The organism is Nocardiopsis sp. KDC1DS13DA1 (assembly GCF_055632325.1).
In genome coordinates this window covers 1-331 of the sequence record NZ_JBVMUY010000065.1, presented here as the reverse complement: position 1 = coordinate 331, position 331 = coordinate 1, and the positions used below count along the sequence as shown (strand labels likewise).

General features: G+C 64.4%; 1 pseudogene. It reads right to left on the bottom strand.

The window, feature by feature from the left end:
* A pseudogene (locus ACTVAJ_RS29350) lies at nt 1–331 on the bottom strand (ABC transporter ATP-binding protein); the annotation flags it as partial.

Here is a 331-nt window from a genome sequence, read left to right as displayed (position 1 = left end):
GGCGTCGTGCCTCGTCGGCGTCCAGCACCGGCGCCGCGGTCAGCAACTGACGCGTGTACGCACTGGACGGATTCTCGTACACACTGTCACTGTCCCCCATCTCCACCACCTCGCCCTTGCGCATCACCGCGACCCGGTCCGAGACCTGCCGCACCACCGCCAGATCATGCGCCACGAAGATATAGGTCAGACCGAAGTCGTCCTGCAACTCCGAGAGCAGCTTCAACACCTGGTCCTGCGTCGACACGTCCAACGCCGACACCGGCTCGTCACAGATGATCAACTTCGGCTTGAGGATCAACGCCCGCGCGATCGCGATCCGCTGCCGCTG